Below are 16724 nucleotides of genomic sequence, written 5' to 3'. Positions count from 1 at the left end.
TCAAGTACGCGCACGGGCCGCCCGGCATTCAACGTGGATCCGGTGAAGTTCCCCGAGATCCGGCGGACTCCCGCGTAGGTGTGCGAAGGGCGCCCGGCATCTGCCGGGCGCCCTTCGCACACCTACGCGGTTGTTCGGCGTGCCTGCGCGGTTCAAATACGCGAAGCGGCCGGCCCGCCCCGCGTTAGCCTGGACCGTCAGACTCCAGCCAGCTCAGTTAAGGGGCGCAAGCATCCCGTGCGCATCGCCAGGTTCTCCATCGACGGGAACGTAGCCTTCGGCGCGGTCGAGGGCGACAAGCCGGACGAGCTCGTCCTCGACATCATCAAGGGCATCCCGTTCGCGGACTTCCAGCTCTCCGGTACGAAGGTCCCGCTCAGCAAGGTCAGGCTGCTGCCGCCGGTGCTCCCCAACAAGGTCGTGGCCTTCGGCCGCAACTACGCCGAGCACGCCCGCGAGCTGGGCAACGAGGTCCCGGACGCCCCGTTCGCCTTCTTCAAGCCGGCCACCTCGGTGATCGGCTCCGGCGACGACATCCAGTACCCGTCCTTCTCCGAGGACCTCCACCACGAGGCCGAGCTGGCCGTGGTCATCGGCCGGCTGTGCCGCGAGGTCCCCCGCGAACGCGTCAAGGACGTGATCTTCGGCTACACCTGCGCCAACGACGTCACCGCCCGGGACGTCCAGAAGCGCGAGAAGCAGTGGGCCAGGGCCAAGGGCTTCGACACCTCCTGCCCGCTGGGCCCCTGGGTGGAGACCGACCTCGACCCGGCCGACCTGACCATCCAGCTCACCGTCAACGGCGGGCAGCGCCAGCTCGGCCGCACCAGCGAGATGATCCACTCCATCGAGGACCTGATCGTCAACATCACCGAGGCCATGACGCTGCTCCCCGGCGACGTGATCCTCACGGGCACCCCGGCAGGGGTCGGCCCCCTCAACGTCGGCGACGAGGTCGCCGTCACCATCGAAGGCATCGGCACTCTCACCAACAAGGTGATCAAGCGTGGCTAACGGCTCCGTCCGCGTACGTTTCTGTCCGTCCCCGACCGGCAACCCCCATGTGGGTCTGGTCCGCACGGCCCTGTTCAACTGGGCGTTCGCCCGCCACACCGGCGGCACGTTCGTCTTCCGCATCGAGGACACCGACGCGGCCCGCGACTCCGAGGAGTCCTACGAGCAGCTCCTGGACTCCCTGCGCTGGCTGGGCTTCACCTGGGACGAGGGCCCCGAGGTCGGCGGCCCGCACGCGCCGTACCGCCAGTCGCAGCGCATGGAGACGTACCTGGAGGTGGCCGAGCGGCTCAAGGAGGCCGGCCACGCCTACTCCTGCTACTGCACCGCCTCCGAGCTGGAGGAGCGCCGCGACGCCGCCCGCGCCGCCGGCCGGCCCTCCGGCTACGACGGCAAGTGCCGCGAGGTCACGCCGGAGCAGAAGGCGCGGTACGAGGCCGAGGGCCGCGAGCCGATCGTCCGCTTCCGGATGCCCGACGAGACGATCACCTTCACGGACCTGGTCCGCGGCGAGCTGACCTTCACCCCGGAGAACGTCCCGGACTACGGCATCGTCCGCGCGAACGGCGCTCCGCTCTACACCCTCGTCAACCCCGTCGACGACGCCCTGATGGAGATCACCCACGTCCTGCGCGGCGAGGACCTGCTCTCCTCCACGCCCCGCCAGGTCGCCCTGTACAAGGCACTGATCGAGCTGGGCATCGCCAAGGAGGTCCCGTCCTTCGGGCACCTGCCGTACGTGATGGGCGAGGGCAACAAGAAGCTCTCCAAGCGCGACCCGCAGGCGAGCCTCAACCTCTACCGGGAGCGCGGTTTCCTCCCCGAGGGCCTGCTCAACTACCTCTCCCTGCTCGGCTGGTCGCTCTCCGCCGACCAGGACATCTTCACGATCGAGGAGATGGTCGCCGCCTTCGACATCGCCGACGTGAACCCCAACCCGGCCCGCTTCGACCTGAAGAAGGCCGAGGCGATCAACGCCGACCACATCCGGCTGCTGGACGTGGCGGACTTCACCGCGCGCTGCGCCCCCTGGCTGAAGGCCCCGTTCGCCCCCTGGGCGCCGGAGGACTTCGACGAGGCCAGGTGGGAGGCGATCGCCCCGCACGCGCAGACCCGCCTGAAGGTCCTGTCCGAGATCACGGAGAACGTCGACTTCCTCTTCCTGTCGGAGCCGGTGGAGGACGAGGCGAGCTGGGCGAAGGCCATGAAGGAGGGCTCCGACGACCTGCTGCGCACGGCCCGCGCGAAGCTGGACGCGGCCGACTGGGCCTCGGCCGAGTCCCTGAAGGAGGCCGTCCTGGCCGCCGGCGAGGCCCACGGTCTCAAGCTCGGCAAGGCGCAGGCCCCCGTCCGTGTCGCCGTCACCGGCCGCACGGTCGGTCTCCCGCTCTTCGAGTCCCTGGAGATCCTGGGCCGGGAGAAGACCCTGGCGCGGATCGACGCGGCCCTGGCGAAGCTGACCGCGTAACGGCGTGACGAAGGGGCGGCACCCGGACCCCGGGTGCCGCCCCTTCGTCGTTCCGTCCCGGGGACAGGACGGCCGGCCTGCGGCTACCGTCGGATCATGGAAATCAAGGCGGTGCTCTGGGACGTCGACGACACCCTTTTCGACTACACCGCGGCCGACCGGGCCGGCATGCGGGACCATCTCGCCGCCGAGGGCCTGACGCTCGGCCACGGCTCCGTCGAGGAGGCCCTGACCCGCTGGCGCGAACTGACCAGCCTGCACTGGCGGCGGTACGCGGCGGGCGAGGGCGACTGGGAGTCCACCCGCCGGGACCGGGTACGGGACTTCCACGGGCAGCCGCTCAGCGACGCCGAGGCCGACGCCTGGTTCGAGCGCTACATCGCCCACTACGAGCGGGCCTGGTCCCTCTTCCCGGACGTCGTGCCCGTCCTGGACGCGCTCGCCGCCAGCCACCGGCACGCGGTGCTGTCCAACTCCAGCCTCCCCGTCCAGGAGCGCAAGCTGCGCGCGCTCGGGGTGTGGGACCGCTTCGAGACGGTGCTCTGCGCCGAGCAGCTGGGCGTCCACAAACCGGCCGCCGAGGCGTTCCACGTGGCCTGCGAGGCCCTGGAGCTGCCTCCGCACGAGGTCGCCTACGTCGGCGACCACCCCGAGATCGACGGCAGGGGCGCGGCCGACGCCGGTCTGCTGTCGGTCTGGATCGACCGCGGCGGTCTGTACGCGACCGTCGACCCGCCCGTCGGGCCCCACCGGATCGCCACCCTCGCCGAACTCCCCGCGATCCTCGGCTCGGATACCCGTTTTGGAGCGCCGTCCACCTTCGGGTAATGTTCTTCCTGCGCCGCCGGGGAGCGGGCCGAAAGGCCGGAACCGACGGAGCGAACTAGAACAAGATCCCCACAGGGGCTCGCGTTCCAGTGGCCTATGGTGTAATTGGCAGCACGACTGATTCTGGTTCAGTTAGTCTTGGTTCGAGTCCAGGTAGGCCAGCTCGCAGAGCTCATCTGCGGACGCGGAGATCAGATCCGCAAAGCCCCCGTTGTGTAGCGGCCTAGCACGCTGCCCTCTCAAGGCAGTAGCGCCGGTTCGAATCCGGTCGGGGGTACAGATCCTTCCCGCGAAGGTGGTCAGGGTAGCTCCCGCCACTGTCGATGCAGGATCGCTAGGGCCCCCGTTGTGTAGCGGCCTAGCACGCCGCCCTCTCAAGGCGGTAGCGCCGGTTCGAATCCGGTCGGGGGTACGCAAAAGGTCTCAACCTTATTGGTCTATGGTGTAATTGGCAACACTACGGTTTCTGGTACCGTCATTCTTGGTTCGAGTCCAGGTAGACCAGCTCGGACCTGCGGCGTTGTAATGTGAACGCCTGCAGGATCGCTAGGGCCCCCGTTGTGTAGCGGCCTAGCACGCCGCCCTCTCAAGGCGGTAGCGCCGGTTCGAATCCGGTCGGGGGTACGTTCCATGAAGGCCCTCCACTCCGGTGGAGGGCCTTCGTCGTGTGCCCCGGCTACTCGAAGCCGTATCGCCGGGCCGACTCCTCCTCCTGGGCGAGGCGGTGCAGGAAACGCAGCACCGGCTCGAAGAGCACCGCCGACGACACCGCCACCTCCACCATCTCGGTGTCGGACGCGTAGCTCTCCATGTGATCCAGGTCCCTGACGGCCGCCTGATGCATCAACTCCGCGTACGGGGCCATCTGTTCGGCGCCGCAGGGAAGGCCGAGCCGCAGCAGCGTCGCCACCAGTGCCACCAGCGAACGGTGGGCGGGGGAGAGGGAGCCGGTCTCCCGCGCCGACTCCCAGCCCAGCGTCCGCAGCAGCCGGTCCACCTCGGCCCTCGCGGCGACGGTGACCGGGTCCTCCTCGTCCGGGCCGGGGGTCTGCGGCAGCGCCCACAGGGCCGCGCCGAGGCGGATCGTGCGGCCGAGCGACTCGTCGTCCACGTGCCGGAGCACCTCCCGGGCGTTGGCCACCGGCACCTTGCCCACCTGGATCAGGGCCCGCACCAGCCGCAGCCGGCGCACATGCTCCTCGTCGTACTCCGCCGTCGTCGCGTTGACCTGGCGGCCCGGCGGCAACAGCCCCTCACGCAGGTAGTACTTGATCGTCGCCGGGGACACCCCGCTGCGCTCGCTCAGCTCCGCCAGCCGCATCTCTCTTGCGCCTCTCCTTGGGAAGTGTCACTATCCAAGCACGAGAGTTCGGATAGTGCCGCTCACCAACCAGGGGGAGTCATGTTCGGAAAGCGGGTCGTGCCCGGCCGTACCACCGCGGCGGCCGAGGGCGAGGTGGTGGTCCTGCTGATCGGCACGCGGATCAACCACTTCTGGGCCGTGCACCACTGGATGCCCGTGCTGACCGCGATGCCGCGGATGCTGCGCGAGCTGCGGAAGGACCCCGAGCGGGGGCTGCTGAACGCCGTGCTGCTGACGGCCTCGCCGCGGACGTACTACGTCGTCCAGTACTGGGAGTCCAAGGAGAAGCTCTACGCCTACGCGCACGCGCCCGACGCGTTCCACCGGGTGGCGTGGGCGGCGCTGAACCGCAAGGAGCGCAAGGGGAAGGCCCGGCAGCACGTGGGCCTGTGGCACGAGACGTACGTGGTGTCGGCGGGCTCGTACGAGTCGATCTACGCCGACATGCCCGCGTTCGGCCTGGCGGCGGCCACGGGGGTGCTGCCGATCGAGGCGCGGGGGCGGTCCGCGAAGGAGCGGTTCGCCCACCGGCGGGGGGCCAGTGCCTAGGGGGCGGTTGCTGTCGCCCCATGCGAAAAGGCCTGCCGCGGCGTTGAGGCAGGCCTTTTCCCATGGTCGGACGGGCGGGTGGATCAGCCGGTGCGGCGCAGGGCCTCCGAGAGGCGGCCCGCGGCGTCGATCACCGCCTGGGCGTGCATACGGCCGGGGTGGCGGGTGAGGCGCTCGATGGGGCCGGAGACGGAGACGGCCGCCACCACGCGGTTCGACGGGCCCCGCACGGGCGCGGAGACCGAGGCGACGCCCGGCTCGCGCTCGCCGATGGACTGGGCCCAGCCCCGGCGCCGTACGCCAGAGAGGGCGGTGGCCGTGAAACGGGCGCCCTGCAGCCCGCGGTGCAGCCGCTCCGGCTCCTCCCAGGCCATCAGGATCTGCGCCGACGAACCGGCCTTCATCGTGAGGGTCGAGCCCACCGGGACCGTGTCCCGCAGGCCGGAGAGCCGCTCCGCGGCGGCGACACAGATACGCATGTCGCCCTGCCGGCGATAGAGCTGCGCGCTCTCGCCCGTGATGTCGCGCAGGTGCGTGAGCACCGGGCCCGCCGTCGCGAGGAGGCGGTCCTCGCCGGCGGCCGCGGCCAGCTCGGCCAGCCGGGGGCCGAGGATGAAACGGCCCTGCATGTCGCGTGCCACCATGCGGTGGTGTTCCAGAGCCACGGCCAGGCGGTGGGCCGTGGGCCGTGCGAGTCCCGTGGCGCCGACCAGACCCGCGAGGGTGGCCGGACCGGACTCCAGAGCGCTCAGGACCAGGGCCGCCTTGTCCAGAACGCCGACGCCGCTACTGTTGTCCATGCAACGATACTCGCGTCTCACTCTGTGAAACGCAAGTTCAATTTCGCGTGGACCTTGCCACTCTGGAAGCAGAACAACAACGGCTCGCGGACCGACGAGCCCGGCGGCCGGCGCGCGCCACGAGGGGATTCGCGCGCTCGCCACCTCCGATATCTCTAGTTGGGCCGACGCGCTGCCGCGCCGGCCGGAGGGAAAGCGATGGGTAGGACACTCGCGGAGAAGGTCTGGGACGACCACGTCGTCCGGCGCGCCGAGGGCGAGCCCGACCTCCTCTTCATCGACTTGCACCTGCTGCACGAGGTGACCAGCCCCCAGGCCTTCGACGGTCTCCGCAAGAGCGGGCGGAAGGTTCGCCGGCTCGACCTGACCATCGCGACCGAGGACCACAACACCCCCACCCTCGACATCGACAAGCCCATCGCGGACCCGGTCTCCCGCGTCCAGCTGGAGACGCTGCGCGCGAACGCCGCCGAGTTCGGTGTGCGTCTGCACCCGCTGGGCGACGTCGAGCAGGGTGTCGTGCATGTCGTCGGCCCGCAGCTGGGTCTGACCCAGCCCGGCATGACGGTCGTCTGCGGCGACTCCCACACCTCCACGCACGGTGCCTTCGGCGGTCTGGCGTTCGGCATCGGCACCTCCCAGGTGGAGCACGTGCTGGCCACGCAGACGCTGCCGCTGGTGCGCCCCAAGACCATGGCGATCACGGTCGAGGGCGAGCTGGCCGAGGGCGTCACCGCCAAGGACCTGATCCTGGCGATCATCGCCAAGATCGGTACGGGCGGCGGCCAGGGCTACGTCCTGGAGTACCGGGGCCCCGCCATCGAGAAGCTCTCGATGGAGGCCCGCATGACCATCTGCAACATGTCGATCGAGGCCGGCGCCCGCGCGGGCATGATCGCCCCCGACCAGACCACCTTCGACTACCTCAAGGGCCGTCCGCACGCCCCCGAGGGCGAGGACTGGGACGCGGCCGTCGCGTACTGGAAGACGCTGAGGACGGACGAGGACGCCGAGTTCGACGCCGAGGTGGTCATCGACGGCGCCTCCCTGTCGCCGTTCGTCACCTGGGGCACCAACCCCGGCCAGGGCGCGCCGCTTTCGGCGTCGGTCCCCGACCCGGCCTCGTACGAGGACGCATCGGAGCGCCTCGCCGCCGAAAAGGCCCTGGAGTACATGGGGTTGGAGGCCGGCCAGCCGCTGAAGTCCATCAACGTGGACACTGTCTTCGTAGGTTCGTGCACCAACGGCCGCATCGAGGACCTGCGCGCCGCCGCCGAGCTGGTCAAGGGCCGCAAAGTCGCCGACGGCGTACGGATGCTGGTCGTCCCCGGCTCCGCGCGGGTCGGTCTGCAGGCCGTCTCCGAGGGGCTGGACGTGGTCTTCAAGGAGGCCGGTGCCGAGTGGCGGCACGCGGGCTGCTCGATGTGTCTGGGCATGAACCCGGACCAGCTGGCCCCCGGTGAGCGCTCCGCGTCCACCTCCAACCGCAACTTCGAGGGCCGGCAGGGCAAGGGCGGCCGTACGCACCTGGTGTCGCCGCAGGTCGCGGCCGCCACCGCCGTACTGGGCCACCTGGCCTCGCCCGCCGACCTGACCGACGCCCCCGCTGGAGTCTGAACAGCCATGGAAGCATTCACCACCCACACCGGCCGGGCCGTCCCGCTGCGCCGCAGCAACGTCGACACCGACCAGATCATCCCCGCCCACTGGCTCAAGAAGGTCACCAGGGACGGTTTCGAGGACGGACTGTTCGAGGCGTGGCGCAAGGACGAGAACTTCGTCCTCAACCGCCCCGAGCGCGAGGGGGCGACCGTCCTGGTCGCCGGCCCCGACTTCGGCACCGGCTCCTCCCGTGAGCACGCCGTCTGGGCGCTGCAGAACTACGGCTTCAAGGCCGTGATCTCCTCCCGCTTCGCCGACATCTTCCGCGGCAACTCGCTCAAGAACGGCCTGCTCACGGTGGTTCTCGACCAGAAGACCGTGGAAGCGCTGCAGGAGCTGAGCGAGAACGACCCCGAGGCCGAGATCACGGTCGACCTGGAGGCCCGCGAGGTGCGCGCCGAAGGGATCACCGCCGCCTTCGAGCTGGACGAGAACTCCCGTTGGCGGCTGCTGAACGGGCTGGACGACATCTCCATCACCCTCCAGAACGAGGCCGACATCTCCGCCTACGAGGCCAAGCGGCCGTCGTACAAGCCGAGGACGCTGAAGGTCTGATCCACCGGCGCGGGCCGCCCCCGAGGGCGCCCGCGCACGGCTGATTCCAGCCACCGCGACACCCCCAGGTACCCCCAATCGGGCACGGTTGGGGGTACCTGCATGTGCGGGTTCGGAGACCTTCGAAGTCATGTGCAGAAAGGTTTCAACTCCCCTAGTTACAAAGGTGATTGCCGGGGTACGCGCACCATCGTGCGGCATCGGCCGGAGGTGCTCCGCGGGCCTCCGGGAGACGGCAGTTGCCCCCTGCGCAGGCGACAACTCGCCCCAGATGGCACAATCTGTGCATGGAACACGACGGCCAACTCGAGCTCTATACGGCGGTCGCGGGCCAACTCAAGGAAGCGCACGCAAGAGTGCGCGCACTGCAAGTCCCGGAGGGCGTACGCATGGCGCTGACCCGGAAGCTGCTGGTCATTACGGCCGTGGCCAAGCACGATCTCGCCGACGCGGCAAGGCGGCTGGAGGGCTTCACGACGGACCTCGACGAGGGGCGAATGCCCGCAGAGGAACGCTGAGAGAAGTCCGTGGCTGCCGAGTTCGTTGCGGCACAAGGGTGATAAGCCCGTTTCGTGTTTGATTTGCGGTATATATCTGCCTAACGTGCGAAAAGGCTTGAACACTTTCGTTCTGGCGATGTCTCCGAAGGGGAAGACGTGAACAAGGCGCAGCTCGTAGAAGCGATTGCGGACAAGGTCGGCGGGCGTCAGCAGGCCGCCGACGCGGTCGACGCCGTTCTGGACGCCATCGTCCGCGCGGTCGTCGCCGGCGACCGGGTCTCGGTCACCGGCTTCGGTTCGTTCGAGAAGGTGGACCGGCCGGCCCGTTACGCCCGCAACCCGCAGACGGGTGAGCGGGTTCGGGTCAAGAAGACCTCCGTGCCGCGGTTCCGCGCGGGCCAGGGCTTCAAGGACCTGGTCAGCGGCTCGAAGAAGCTGCCCCGCGGTGGCGAGGTCGCGGTCAAGAAGGCGCCCAAGGGCAGCCTGAGCGGCGGGGCCTCGGCGACGGTCAAGAAGGCGGCGGCGAAGAAGACCGCGGCCAAGAAGACGACCGCCCGCAAGACCACCACGGCCGCCGCCAAGAAGACGACGGCCGCCGCGAAGAAGACCACGGCGAAGAAGACGACCGCGAAGAAGACCACCGCGAAGTCGACCGCCGCGAAGAAGACCACGGCGTCGAAGACGACGGCCGCCAAGAAGACCGCCGCGAAGAAGGCGCCGGCGAAGAAGGCCACGGCCAAGAAGGCCCCGGCCAAGAAGTCGACGGCTCGCAAGACGACCGCCAAGAAGACCGCCGCACGCCAGGCATAGGGCGCCTGGTACTCACACGCGCCGGGCCGGGCTCCTGACCGATGGAGCCCGGCCCGCGGCGTGTTCCGGGGCGGACTCCGCGGGGCTCAGAACGTTTGCAGGGTGATCAGGGTGATGCGCAGGGCCTCGCCCTCGCCCTCCGTCTCGATCCTGACCCGCTGCCCCGGCCGCAGCAGCCGCAGCGCGCCCGCGTCGAAGGCCGGGGCGCCGAACGGGACCGGGGTGCCGTCGTCCAGGAGCACCTGGCCGGTGCGGGTGGCGGGGTCGTACGTGTACGCGGTGGCCTGCATGGCCGCAGCCTACTGGCCAGGGATCAGCAGCCGCGCGGCCGCCGCGGCCGTACGGGGGCCGACGCCGAGGCCGAGCGCGGCGCGCAGGTCGTCGCCGGTGTCGACGTCCTGGCGTACGGAGTCCACGGCGGTGAGGTCGAGTTCCACGGCGCCGGAGCGGCGGTGGCGGGTGCGGGACCCGGGGCCGAAGGCGGGGGAGAGGCCGTGGCCCGGAGCCGCGGCGAGCAGGGTGGTGCCGGTGCCGGCCGCGTCGGCGAGGAAGGCGCGGGGGAACGCGGCGGCCGCGCCCAGGACGCGGGTCAGTTCCCCGGGGCGCAGGGCTGGCAGATCGGCGTTCAGGGCCGCCACCGGACTTTGCGGGCGTACATCGCGCACGAGGGCCGCTCCGTGCCGCAGAGCGGCGTTCAGGCCGTCCCCGGGGCCGCCGCCGGGATCCTCCGGCACGGCGCGGGCGCCGAGGGCCGTCAGTTCGCGCGCGGCGAGGGGATCGTCCGTGACCACCACCACACCGCGCACCGCCGTGGCGGCCAGGGCCGCGGCCACGGTGTCCTGGGCGAAGGCGAGGGCCAGCCCGGGGCGCACCGCGTCGGCGGCGGTGTCCGAGAGCCTGCTCTTGGCCCGTGCCAGGGGCTTCACGGGCACGACCAGGGTCCACTGCACGGGCGTTCCGTCCCTCTCTTGTCGCCGCCATTGTCACCTGGGCGCAATGGACGGCCACAGGGCGGGGCGTACGGTGTTCTCGACAGACCGGCAGCCCGGGGCGACACTTGTGCGGCTCCGGGCCCCGGAAGCAGGCCCTGGGAAGTCCTAGAGGAAGGTGTCCGCGTGCCCCGCCGGAGAATCGGCTTCTGGTACCGCCTCGCCGCGGTGATCGCCAAACCACCCCTGGTGGTGCTGATCAAGCGGGACTGGCGTGGAATGGAGAACATTCCGGCCGAGGGCGGATTTATCACCGCCGTGAACCACAATTCGCATGTCGATCCCTTTGCGTACGCCCATTATCAGTACAACACCGGCCGGGTTCCGCGCTTTCTCGCGAAGAGCGGCCTCTTCGGCAAGGGATTCATCGGGGCCGTGATGCGTGGCACCGGTCAGATTCCCGTGTATCGCGAGAGCACCGACGCGCTGAGCGCCTTCCGGGCCGCCATCGACGCCGTGGAGCGCGGCGAGTGCGTCGCCTTCTACCCCGAGGGCACCCTCACCCGCGACCCGGACGGCTGGCCCATGACCGGCAAGACCGGCGCCGCGCGGGTCGCCCTGCAGACGCGGTGCCCGGTGATCCCGGTCGCGCAGTGGGGTGCCAACGAACTGCTGCCGCCGTACGCGAAGAAGCCGCACCTCCTGCCGCGCAAGACGCACCACGTGCTCGCGGGCCCGCCCGTCGACCTCACGCGCTTCTACGGCCGGGAGATGAGCCCGGACCTGCTGAAGGACGCCACCGCGGTCATCATGGCCGCCGTCACCCGCCACCTGGAGGAGATCCGCGGCGAGCGGGCGCCGAAGACCCCGTACGACCCCAAGGTGGAGCGGATCGAGCAGCGGCGCAGGAACGCCGCCGCGGTCGAGCACCGGCAGCCCGAGCAGCACAATGGGGCCTTGCGGGGACAGCAACGTCAGGAAGAGGGGCAGGGCAAGTGAGCAAGCCGGTCAAGGCGGCGGTGTTCGGCACCGGTTCGTGGGGTACGGCCTTCGGCATGGTGCTCGCCGACGCGGGGTGCGACACCGTCCTGTGGGGGCGGCGTCCGGAGCTCGCGGACGCGGTCAACTCCACCCGAACCAACCCGGACTATCTCCCCGGAGTGCGGCTCCCGGAGAACCTGCGGGCCACCACCGACGCCGCCGAGGCCGCCGCGGGCGCCGACTTCACCGTCCTCGCGGTCCCCTCCCAGACGCTGCGGGCCAACCTCGCCGACTGGACCGGGCTGCTGGCGCCCGACACCGTCCTCGTCTCGCTCATGAAAGGCGTCGAACTCGGTTCCGCCATGCGGATGAGCGAGGTGATCGAGGACGTCGCCAAGGTCGGACAGGACCGTGTCGCCGTCGTCACCGGACCCAACCTGGCGCGGGAGATCGCCTCCCGGATGCCGGCCGCCTCCGTGGTCGCCTGCACCGACGAGGGCGTCGCCCGGCGGCTCCAGGCCGCCTGCCACACCCCGTACTTCCGCCCCTACACCAACACCGACGTCGTCGGCTGCGAACTGGGCGGCGCGGTGAAGAACGTCATCGGTCTCGCCGTCGGCATCGCGGACGGCATGGGCCTCGGCGACAACGCCAAGGGTTCGCTCATCACCCGCGGCCTCGCGGAGACCACCCGGCTCGGCCTCGCGATGGGCGCCGACCCGCTCACCTTCGCCGGACTCGCGGGACTCGGCGACCTGGTGGCGACCTGTTCCTCGCCGCTCTCCCGCAACCACACCTTCGGCACCAACCTCGGCAGGGGCATGACCCTCCAGGAGACCATCGCGGTCACCAAGCAGACCGCCGAGGGCGTCAAGTCCTGTGAGTCGGTACTGGACTTGGGGCGCCGGCACGGCGTCGACATGCCCGTCACGGAGACGGTCGTCGACATCGTCCACGACGGCAAGCCGCCGGTCGTCGCCCTCAAGGAGATGATGTCGCGCAGCGCCAAGCCGGAGCGGCGCTGAGCGAAAGCGGCCGTATGGGCACTGACTGGCCCACTACCACCGGGTACTCTCGACGCGATATGAGCACCGAGAACCTCCCCCAGAGTCCTGAGCAGCCGTCCCGCAAGCCGCGCGTGGCCGTCGTCTTCGGCGGCCGCAGCTCGGAACACGGGATCTCCGTGGTCACGGCCGGCGCCGTCCTGCGGGCCATCGACCGGACCAAGTACGACGTCCTGCCGATCGGCATCACCCGGGAGGGCCGCTGGTTCCTCACCGCCGACGAGCCGGAACGCATGGCGATCACCGACCGCCGTACGCCGAGCGTCGAGGAACTCGCCGAGTCGCGGGAGGGCGGCGTGGTGCTCCCCGTCGACCCCGCCAACCGGGAAGTCGTCTACAGCGAGCCGGGGTCGGTGCCCAAGGCGCTCGGCGAGGTCGACGTGGTCTTCCCCGTCCTGCACGGCCCCTACGGCGAGGACGGCACCCTGCAGGGCATGCTGGAGCTCTCCGGGGTCCCCTACGTCGGCTCGGGCGTGCTCGCCTCGGCGGTCGGCCAGGACAAGGAGTACATGAAGCGGGTGTTCACCTCCTTCGGGCTGAAGGTCGGTCCGTACGTGGTGATCCGGCCGCGCGAGTGGCAGCTCGACGAGGCCGCCGCCCGCAAGAAGATCATCGACCTCGCCGGTGAGCACGGCTGGCCCCTCTTCGTGAAGCCAGCCCGCGCGGGGTCCTCCATCGGCATCACCAAGGTCGACGACCTCGCCGGTCTCGACGAGGCGATCGCCGAGGCCCAGCGGCACGACCCGAAGATCCTGGTCGAGGCGGCCCTGCGCGGCCGGGAGATCGAGTGCGGCGTCCTGGAGTTCGAGGACGGCCCCCGCGCGTCCGTGCCCGCCGAGATCCCGCCGCCCGAGACCCACGCGTACTACGACTTCGACGCCAAGTACATCGACTCCACGCCCGGCATCGTCCCGGCCCCGCTGACGCCCGAGGAGACCGCCGAGGTCCGGCGGCTCGCCGTCGACGCCTTCGACGCGGCCTCCTGCGAGGGTCTGGTCCGCGCGGACTTCTTCCTCACGGAGGACGGCGAGTTCGTCATCAACGAGATCAACACGCTGCCCGGCTTCACGCCGATCTCGATGTACCCGGCGATGTGGCAGGCGAGCGGCATCGAGTACCCGGAGCTGGTGGACCGCCTGATCCAGGCGGCGCTGCACCGCCCGACGGGTCTGAGGTAGACCCGACGGGTCCGAGGCAGAGGTGCACCCCGTGGGCGCGACCGGCCACGATCCGGCCCGCAGCCTCCCTACGGCCTCCTGAGGCATCCCTCAGGAGGCGACCCCCTCAGGAACCGCCTTCTTGATGGCGGGCGCCAGCCCCACCAGGATCGGCGAGGTGTCCTCCCCGGCCCGATCCGCGGTCACCGACACCTCCACATACGCCGCACGATTCGCCGTGGTGAAGCGGTACGACCCGTCGTCCCGCTTCTCCATCAGCCAGTCCACCCCGTCGACGGCCCCGGCCACCGCGTCGTCGTCCCGCCCCTCCGCCACCGCGGGATCGGCCATCTTGGGCGGCCGCGGCACACCACAGCGCAGTATGATCACCGCGTCGCCCCAGCCCGCCGTCAGCGCGGAGGCGGGCCGAGGATCCCGGCGACCGAGACCGTCCACCGTCCGCGGCAGCACCCCGTCCAGCTTCCGGCACAGCGTCGTGGCGGCGGCCCCCGGGCTGGGAACCGCCGCCGAGCCGCCGTCGTCTGCTGAGGAGCAGCCCGCGACGGCGATCAACGACACGGCGAGGACGGGCAGCCCGAGGCGAGCGGTCGGCCGGTGACGCAACGAATTCACCGGCCCAGGGTAGACGGGGGCTACAGGTGCACGACCGGGCAGGTCAGGGTGCGGGTGATCCCGTCCACTTGCTGGACTTTGGCGACCACCAGCCGACCGAGGTCGTCGACGGTGTCGGCCTGGGCGCGCACGATGACGTCATAGGGACCCGTCACGTCCTCGGCCTGGACGACGCCAGGGATCTTGCTGATCGTCTCGGCGACGGTCGACGCTTTGCCGACCTCCGTCTGGATCAGGATGTACGCCTGTACCACGGAACCTCCAGGGCGGCCACGAGGATCATGTGGATCATGTCGGGAAAAGGAACGCCACGGTATCGCGTCGTCAGGCGCCGGGGGGAGACCCCTGGAGGCCGCGCCGCACGCACCGGGGGACGGGGACGACGCGAGTTGACGGTCCATTCGACCGTACCGAGGACGACAACGGCCCGCGACCGGGCGGGAGCGACACTGGAAACGGCACGAGAAGGGGCGATACGACGATGAAGGGCACCGTGGGAGAGCTGGGGGAGTTCGGGCTCATCAGGGAGCTCACCTCCCGGCTCACCACCACCCCGGCGGTCCGGGTCGGCCCCGGCGACGACGCCGCCGTGGTGGCGGCGCCGGACCGCAGGGTCGTGGCGAGCACCGACCTGCTCCTGGAGGGGCGGCACTTCCGGCGCGACTGGTCCACGGCCTACGACGTGGGGCGCAAGGCCGCCGCGCAGAACCTGGCGGACATCGCCGCCATGGGCGCCGTGCCCACCGCCCTGCTGCTCGGTCTGGTCGCGCCCGCCGATCTCCCGGTGACCTGGGCCACCGAGCTGATGGACGGCCTGCGCGACGAGTGCCAGGTCGCCGGGGCGGCCGTGGTGGGCGGGGACGTCGTCCGCGGCGACACCATCATGATCTCCATCACCGCACTCGGTGACCTGCGCAACCACGAGCCCGTGACCAGGGGCGGAGCCCGGCCCGGCGACGTCGTCGCCGTCACCGGCTGGCTCGGCTGGTCCGCCGCCGGGCACACGGTGCTCTCCCGCGGCTTCCGCTCGCCGCGCGCCTTCGTGGAGGCCCATCGGCGCCCCGAACCGCCGTACCACGCGGGCCCGGCCGCCGCCTCCCTCGGCGCGACCGCGATGTGCGACGTCAGCGACGGGCTGATCGCGGACCTGGGGCACATCGCGGAGGCCAGCAAGTGCCGGATCGACATCCGCTCCGGCGCGATCGACATCCCGACCCAGATGCACGACATCGGTCAGGCCGTGGGCGTCGACCCCCTCCAGTGGGTGCTCACCGGCGGCGAGGACCACGCGATCGTGGCCACCTTCCCGCAGGACGTGAAGCTGCCCGCGCGCTGGAAGGTGATCGGCGAGGTCCTCAACCCCTCGGCGCTGCCCCAGGTGACCGTGGACGGGGCGCCCTGGACCAGCAAGGGCGGCTGGGACCACTTCGGGGACATCGAGTCATGACCGCCGCCCCGAGCCCCGCGCCCCCGAGGGTCCTCACCGTGGCGGGGTCCGACTCCGGCGGCGGGGCCGGGATCCAGGCCGACCTGAAGACCATGCTCGCGCTCGGCGTGCACGGGATGAGCGTCGTCACGGCCGTCACCGCGCAGAACTCCCGCGGCGTACAGGGCGCCTGGGAGCTTCCCGTCGAGGCCGTGCGCGCCCAGTACCGCAGTGTCGTCGACGACATCGGTGTCCAGGCCGTCAAGACCGGCATGCTCGCCTCCGCCGAACTCGTCGAGGCCGTCGCCGCGTTGCTGGCGGCCACGGACGCGCCGGTCGTCGTCGACCCGGTCGGCGTCTCCAAGCACGGCGACCCGCTCCTCGCCGCCTCCGCCCTGGACTCCGTACGGACACGGCTGCTGCCGGTGGCCACCGTCGCGACCCCGAACCTCGACGAGGTGACCCGGCTCACCGGCGTGCGGGTCCGGTCGGAGGCCGGGATGCGGGAGGCGGCCGAGGCCCTGCTGGCCCACGGGCCCCGGTGGGCGCTGATCAAGGGCGGCCATCTCCCGGGGGACGCCGTCGACCTGCTGACCGACGGCGCCGAGGAGCACTGGCTGCGGGCCCCCCGGTACGACAACCGGCACACGCACGGCACGGGCTGCACCCTCGCCTCCGCGATCGCCGCGCACCTCGCCCGCGGACGGACCGTGCCGGAGGCCGTGACGGCGGCCAAGGCGTATGTGACCGGGGCGATCTCCGGCGGCTTCGCCCTCGGCGGCGGGATCGGGCCCGTGGACCACGGCTGGGCCCTCACACGGGGTGCTCCGACCGCCTGACGTCCCGCGCGGGCGGGCCGTGGCGGCGTACCGGCTCGGCCGCCGTCCACGGATCCGCGTACGGGCACGGCAGAACCCCTGGCGCGTACGGGGACCGCAAAAAGCCGGCCCACCTCACGGTGGACCGGCTCTGAGCAGCGAACCAG

The 16724-nt window shown here is 70.9% G+C and carries 19 protein-coding genes and 5 tRNA genes; 18 read left to right on the top strand and 6 right to left on the bottom strand.

Features of this window, described 5'->3' with window-relative positions:
* Nucleotides 1-237 precede the first annotated feature (237 nt).
* The 8 genes from SCAB_RS12655 to SCAB_RS12620 all read left to right on the top strand — a co-directional run bounded on the left by SCAB_RS12655 (nucleotide 238) and on the right by SCAB_RS12620 (nucleotide 3934).
* Nucleotides 238-1014 (top strand): fumarylacetoacetate hydrolase family protein, encoded by a 777-nt coding sequence (locus SCAB_RS12655; protein ID WP_013000457.1) that lies wholly within the window; start codon nucleotides 238-240, stop codon nucleotides 1012-1014.
* The gene (gltX, locus tag SCAB_RS12650; protein ID WP_060878230.1) at nucleotides 1007-2482 is read left to right on the top strand and encodes a glutamate--tRNA ligase; all 1476 of its coding nucleotides are present in this window, start codon (nucleotides 1007-1009) and stop codon (nucleotides 2480-2482) included. Before SCAB_RS12655 ends, gltX begins: the two co-directional genes overlap by 8 nt.
* 96 nt (nucleotides 2483-2578) lie before the next feature.
* Complete coding sequence (locus SCAB_RS12645) at nucleotides 2579-3310, top strand: HAD family hydrolase (protein WP_037724725.1); 732 nt, start codon at nucleotides 2579-2581, stop codon at nucleotides 3308-3310.
* A gap of 90 nt (nucleotides 3311-3400) precedes the next feature.
* Nucleotides 3401-3472: transfer RNA gene (locus tag SCAB_RS12640), tRNA-Gln, on the top strand.
* A gap of 42 nt (nucleotides 3473-3514) precedes the next feature.
* Nucleotides 3515-3587: transfer RNA gene (locus SCAB_RS12635), tRNA-Glu, on the top strand.
* Nucleotides 3588-3649: 62 nt separating this feature from the next.
* Nucleotides 3650-3722, top strand: a tRNA-Glu gene (locus tag SCAB_RS12630).
* A 21-nt stretch (nucleotides 3723-3743) separates the two neighbouring features.
* Nucleotides 3744-3815 (top strand) — tRNA-Gln (locus tag SCAB_RS12625).
* 46 nt (nucleotides 3816-3861) lie between these two features.
* Nucleotides 3862-3934 (top strand) — tRNA-Glu (locus tag SCAB_RS12620).
* Nucleotides 3935-3986: 52 nt separating this feature from the next.
* Here the strand turns inward: SCAB_RS12620 and SCAB_RS12615 are convergent.
* Nucleotides 3987-4631 (bottom strand): MerR family transcriptional regulator, encoded by a 645-nt coding sequence (locus SCAB_RS12615; RefSeq protein ID WP_013000454.1) that lies wholly within the window; start codon nucleotides 4629-4631, stop codon nucleotides 3987-3989.
* A gap of 81 nt (nucleotides 4632-4712) precedes the next feature.
* On the opposite strand from SCAB_RS12615, the gene SCAB_RS12610 reads away from it, so the two are divergent.
* Nucleotides 4713-5222, top strand: a complete 510-nt coding sequence (locus SCAB_RS12610; protein ID WP_013000453.1) for a DUF4188 domain-containing protein — start codon at nucleotides 4713-4715, stop codon at nucleotides 5220-5222.
* An 83-nt stretch (nucleotides 5223-5305) separates the two neighbouring features.
* Here the strand turns inward: SCAB_RS12610 and ndgR are convergent, their stop codons facing one another.
* Complete coding sequence (ndgR, locus tag SCAB_RS12605; protein ID WP_003993203.1) at nucleotides 5306-6022, bottom strand: IclR family transcriptional regulator NdgR; 717 nt, start codon at nucleotides 6020-6022, stop codon at nucleotides 5306-5308.
* A gap of 198 nt (nucleotides 6023-6220) precedes the next feature.
* Between ndgR and leuC the strand changes: the two genes are divergently transcribed.
* From leuC to SCAB_RS12585, 4 genes are all read left to right on the top strand, one after another.
* Entirely contained in the window at nucleotides 6221-7639 is a 1419-nt protein-coding gene (gene leuC, locus SCAB_RS12600) for a 3-isopropylmalate dehydratase large subunit (protein WP_013000451.1), read from the top strand.
* Between the two features lie 6 nt (nucleotides 7640-7645).
* Nucleotides 7646-8239 (top strand): 3-isopropylmalate dehydratase small subunit, encoded by a 594-nt coding sequence (gene leuD / locus SCAB_RS12595; RefSeq protein WP_013000450.1) that lies wholly within the window; start codon nucleotides 7646-7648, stop codon nucleotides 8237-8239.
* Nucleotides 8240-8526: 287 nt separating this feature from the next.
* Nucleotides 8527-8757, top strand: coding sequence for an SCO5555 family protein (locus tag SCAB_RS12590; RefSeq protein ID WP_037724724.1), 231 nt, complete (start codon nucleotides 8527-8529; stop codon nucleotides 8755-8757).
* A gap of 138 nt (nucleotides 8758-8895) precedes the next feature.
* Nucleotides 8896-9549, top strand: a complete 654-nt coding sequence (locus SCAB_RS12585) for an HU family DNA-binding protein (RefSeq protein ID WP_013000448.1) — start codon at nucleotides 8896-8898, stop codon at nucleotides 9547-9549.
* A gap of 86 nt (nucleotides 9550-9635) precedes the next feature.
* Here the strand turns inward: SCAB_RS12585 and SCAB_RS12580 are convergent, their stop codons facing one another.
* Together SCAB_RS12580 and cofC are read right to left on the bottom strand one after the other, a co-directional pair.
* Complete coding sequence (locus SCAB_RS12580; RefSeq protein ID WP_013000447.1) at nucleotides 9636-9839, bottom strand: hypothetical protein; 204 nt, start codon at nucleotides 9837-9839, stop codon at nucleotides 9636-9638.
* A gap of 9 nt (nucleotides 9840-9848) precedes the next feature.
* The gene (cofC, locus tag SCAB_RS12575) at nucleotides 9849-10499 is read right to left on the bottom strand and encodes a 2-phospho-L-lactate guanylyltransferase (protein ID WP_013000446.1); all 651 of its coding nucleotides are present in this window, start codon (nucleotides 10497-10499) and stop codon (nucleotides 9849-9851) included.
* A gap of 165 nt (nucleotides 10500-10664) precedes the next feature.
* Here cofC and SCAB_RS12570 point away from each other — a divergent pair, with 165 nt between their 5' ends.
* From SCAB_RS12570 to SCAB_RS12560, 3 genes are read left to right on the top strand one after another with little or no spacing between them, the layout of a single operon-like run.
* Nucleotides 10665-11477: a lysophospholipid acyltransferase family protein gene (locus SCAB_RS12570; RefSeq protein WP_013000445.1), complete on the top strand. Its 813-nt coding sequence runs from the start codon at nucleotides 10665-10667 to the stop codon at nucleotides 11475-11477.
* Complete coding sequence (locus SCAB_RS12565; protein ID WP_013000444.1) at nucleotides 11474-12484, top strand: NAD(P)H-dependent glycerol-3-phosphate dehydrogenase; 1011 nt, start codon at nucleotides 11474-11476, stop codon at nucleotides 12482-12484. The genes SCAB_RS12570 and SCAB_RS12565 overlap by 4 nt, the downstream gene beginning before the upstream one ends.
* Before the next feature lie 59 nt (nucleotides 12485-12543).
* Nucleotides 12544-13701, top strand: coding sequence for a D-alanine--D-alanine ligase family protein (locus SCAB_RS12560; RefSeq protein WP_013000443.1), 1158 nt, complete (start codon nucleotides 12544-12546; stop codon nucleotides 13699-13701).
* 90 nt (nucleotides 13702-13791) lie between these two features.
* Here the strand turns inward: SCAB_RS12560 and SCAB_RS12555 are convergent, their stop codons facing one another.
* Both SCAB_RS12555 and SCAB_RS12550 read right to left on the bottom strand, forming a co-directional pair.
* The gene (locus SCAB_RS12555; protein ID WP_013000442.1) at nucleotides 13792-14313 is read right to left on the bottom strand and encodes a DUF3515 domain-containing protein; all 522 of its coding nucleotides are present in this window, start codon (nucleotides 14311-14313) and stop codon (nucleotides 13792-13794) included.
* Between the two features lie 20 nt (nucleotides 14314-14333).
* Nucleotides 14334-14567, bottom strand: a complete 234-nt coding sequence (locus SCAB_RS12550; protein WP_013000441.1) for an Lrp/AsnC family transcriptional regulator — start codon at nucleotides 14565-14567, stop codon at nucleotides 14334-14336.
* Between the two features lie 227 nt (nucleotides 14568-14794).
* Between SCAB_RS12550 and SCAB_RS12545 the strand changes: the two genes are divergently transcribed.
* A complete protein-coding gene (locus tag SCAB_RS12545; protein WP_013000440.1) occupies nucleotides 14795-15760 on the top strand; it encodes a thiamine-phosphate kinase in 966 nt (321 codons plus the stop codon).
* Entirely contained in the window at nucleotides 15757-16578 is an 822-nt protein-coding gene (gene thiD, locus SCAB_RS12540) for a bifunctional hydroxymethylpyrimidine kinase/phosphomethylpyrimidine kinase (RefSeq protein ID WP_013000439.1), read from the top strand. The genes SCAB_RS12545 and thiD overlap by 4 nt, the downstream gene beginning before the upstream one ends.
* Nucleotides 16579-16724 lie beyond the last annotated feature (146 nt).

It is taken from the genome of Streptomyces scabiei 87.22 (genome assembly GCF_000091305.1).
GTDB lineage: Bacteria > Actinomycetota > Actinomycetes > Streptomycetales > Streptomycetaceae > Streptomyces > Streptomyces scabiei.
The sequence above is the reverse complement of the archived record's forward strand: the minus strand, read 5'-3'. Positions and strand labels throughout refer to the sequence as shown.